This is a genomic window from Pseudomonas edaphica, assembly GCF_005863185.1.
Lineage (GTDB): Bacteria > Pseudomonadota > Gammaproteobacteria > Pseudomonadales > Pseudomonadaceae > Aquipseudomonas > Aquipseudomonas edaphica.
Genome location: NZ_VBVZ01000670.1, coordinates 1 through 3204, shown reverse-complemented (window position 1 = coordinate 3204; position 3204 = coordinate 1). Strand labels below are relative to the sequence as shown.

Genomic DNA, 3204 nt, shown 5'->3' with positions numbered 1-3204 from the left:
GTTCTGAGCGGCTTGCATACGCTCACCTTGCAGCACGTGAATGGTCACAGCGCCCTGGTTGTCGTCGGCAGTCGAGAACACTTGCGACTTCTTGGTAGGAATCGTGGTGTTTTTCTCGATCAGCGCGGTCATCACGCCACCCATGGTTTCGATACCCAGGGTCAGCGGGCTGACGTCCAACAGCAGAACGTCTTTCACGTCGCCGGCCAATACCGCACCCTGGATCGCAGCCCCCATGGCAACCGCTTCGTCCGGGTTCACGTCTTTACGTGCTTCTTTACCGAAGAACTCGGTGACCAGCTTCTGAACCAGTGGCATACGGGTCTGACCGCCAACCAGGATCACGTCGTTGATCGAGCCAACATCGATACCGGAGTCTTTCAGCGCAATGCGGCAAGGCTCGATGGTGCGTTGTACCAGGTCTTCAACCAGCGCTTCGAGCTTGGAACGGGAGATTTTCACGTTCAAGTGCTTAGGACCAGTGGCGTCTGCAGTGATGTACGGCAGGTTCACGTCGGTCGACTGAGCCGAAGACAGCTCGATCTTGGCTTTTTCAGCGGCTTCTTTCAGGCGCTGCATCGCCAGCGGGTCACCCTTAAGGTTCATGCCGCTTTCTTTCTTGAATTCGTCAACGAGGTAGTCGATCAGACGAATGTCAAAGTCTTCACCACCCAGGAAGGTGTCGCCGTTGGTGGCCAACACTTCGAACTGGTGCTCGCCATCAACTTCAGCAATCTCGATGACGGAGACGTCGAAAGTACCACCACCCAGGTCATAAACGATCACGGTGTGGTCGCCCTTAGCCTTGTCCATACCGTAGGCCAGAGCGGCTGCGGTAGGTTCGTTGATGATACGTTTTACGTCCAGGCCAGCGATGCGGCCGGCGTCTTTGGTCGCCTGACGCTGGCTGTCGTTGAAGTAGGCCGGAACGGTGATCACCGCTTCAGTCACGGCTTCACCGAGGTAGTCTTCGGCGGTTTTCTTCATCTTTTTCAAGATTTCAGCCGAGATTTGCGGCGGCGACATTTTCTGGCCGTTTACTTCAACCCAGGCGTCACCGTTGTCAGCCTTGGCGATTTTGTAAGGGACCATCTTGATGTCTTTCTGTACGACTTCTTCGTCGAACTTACGACCGATCAGACGCTTAACCGCGTACAGGGTGTTGTGCGGGTTGGTCACAGCCTGACGCTTGGCCGACTGACCTACGAGGATTTCACCGTCGTTGGCGTAAGCAATAATCGACGGCGTGGTACGCGCGCCTTCGGCGTTTTCGATAACTTTAGCAACGCCGTTTTCCAGCACGGAGACGCAGGAGTTGGTAGTCCCCAGGTCGATACCGATAATTTTGCCCATGATTTACTCTCCCGAAACTTTAATTAGGTTGCCGCAGCAGTGGTGGCTAACTGCGGTAGCACTTAAACGCTTGACTTATAGATGGGGCCGTTACGACTGATTTCAAGCCTGCTCATCAATAGAAGGTGCAACGGGTGCAGGAGCCTTGCTCACCACTACCATCGCCGGGCGCAGCAAGCGACCGTTGAGCTGATAACCCTTCTGGAACACTTTCAGTACACTGTTGGGCTCCAGGTCATGGCTTTCCTGCATGGCCATGGCTTGGTGATGCTCAGCATTGAACGGCTCACCGCCTTGCGGATCGATGGCTTCCAACTGATAACGCTTCAGGGTGTCCTGGAACATTTTCAGGGTCAGCTCGATCCCTTCGCGCATCGGACGGATGTTTTCGTCATCCGGGTTGGACAACTCAAGGCCACGCTCCAGGCTGTCGATAATCGGCAGCAGGTCGTTGGCGAATTTTTCCAGCGCGAATTTGTGAGCTTTCTCGACATCCTGCTCGGCACGGCGGCGGACGTTCTGCAGATCGGCGGCAACACGCAAAGATTGATCCTGCGCAGCGGCCAATTGCTCTTCGAGCACTTGCACACGAGTTGCCAGTTCATCACCGGCAGCCGAATTGGCGTCTGGAGTTTGCGTATCCTGCGTCTGTTCGTCAGCCATAGATTTCTCCTTTCAAAATCATGCGCGAACTCAACTCGCGCTTCTGTTCCGGTATATGGGGCCACAATTTTCAGGTTCAAGGGCGCAGGCGTTACCAAAAGTCTTTCGCTTGCTCTGGATCAATTCCGGCAGCGTCATTGCGCTTTGCGCTAAAAAATCCGCGCACTCAAGCAAATTGAGCTAAGCACCAGGATTGCCAGCCCTGAATAAAACACTGTATAAATAACCAGACCTAAAGCCTGGGAGCGGCCGTCATGCTGGTGCACCTGTCCGTACATAACTACGCCATCGTTGAACACCTGGATCTCGAACTGGATCGCGGGATGAGCGTAATCACAGGCGAAACCGGCGCCGGCAAATCCATCATGCTCGACGCCCTGGGCCTGACCCTGGGCGACCGCGCCGACAGTGGCGTGGTACGCCCCGGCGCAGACAAGGCCGACATTCTGGCCACGTTCGACCTGGCCGATATTCCCGAAGCCGAGGCCTGGCTGGCCGAGCGCGACCTTAATAATGAAGGCCCGTGCATCCTGCGCCGCGTCATTACGGCGGAAGGTCGTTCACGCGGCTACATCAATGGCACGCCCTGCCCGCTTGGCGATTTAAAGGCACTGGGCGAGTTGCTGATCGATATCCACAGCCAGCACGAACACCAATCCTTGCTGAAAACCGACACTCATCGCCGCCTGCTCGACGAATACGCCGGCGCCACCGACCTGGCGCGCCAGGTGCAGCTTGCCGCCCAGCGCTGGAGGCAAACCCGCCAGGAATTGGAGCGACTCTCCAATTCCGGCGACGAACAACGCGCTCGCCATCAACTGCTCAGCTATCAGCTTGAAGAGCTGGAGAGCCTGGGCCTTGGCGAAACCGAGCTGGAGCAACTGGAGCAGGAACACAAGAACCTGACCAACGCCGAAACCCTGCTGGGTATCTGCCGCCAAGTGGTGGAGCAATGCAGCGAAAGTGATTCGGGCAATGTACTGAACGCACTGACCGCCAGCCTCAATCGCCTATCGAGCGTGAACAGCGGGTCGGGCTCCTTGAGCGAGGCCACCACCCTGCTGACCAGTGCGCAGATCCAGGTAGAAGAAGCCGTTGGGGAACTGAATCGCTTCCTGGACCACTTCGACGCCGACCCCGCGCGCCTGCAAGAAATCGAAGAGCGTCTGGACACTATCTATACCCTGG

Annotated in this window: 3 protein-coding genes; 1 reads left to right on the top strand and 2 read right to left on the bottom strand. The window is 56.6% G+C overall.

Annotated elements, in window-relative coordinates; genetic code table 11:
- Both dnaK and grpE read right to left on the bottom strand, forming a co-directional pair.
- The coding region (gene dnaK / locus FEM54_RS28675; protein ID WP_138453866.1) for a molecular chaperone DnaK at nucleotides 1-1353 on the bottom strand (1353 nt) is incomplete at its 3' end.
- A gap of 102 nt (nucleotides 1354-1455) precedes the next feature.
- Nucleotides 1456-2016, bottom strand: coding sequence for a nucleotide exchange factor GrpE (gene grpE / locus FEM54_RS28670; RefSeq protein ID WP_017139264.1), 561 nt, complete (start codon nucleotides 2014-2016; stop codon nucleotides 1456-1458).
- A 254-nt stretch (nucleotides 2017-2270) separates the two neighbouring features.
- On the opposite strand from grpE, the gene FEM54_RS28665 reads away from it, so the two are divergent.
- A partial coding sequence (locus FEM54_RS28665) for a DNA repair protein RecN (protein ID WP_171045928.1) occupies nucleotides 2271-3204 on the top strand: 934 nt, incomplete at its 3' end.

What these genes read in the sequence shown, in the direction of transcription:
- grpE (WP_017139264.1), bottom strand. Translation starts at nt 2,016, where the DNA reads ATGGCTGACGAACAGACGCAGGATACGCAAACTCCAGACGCCAATTCG.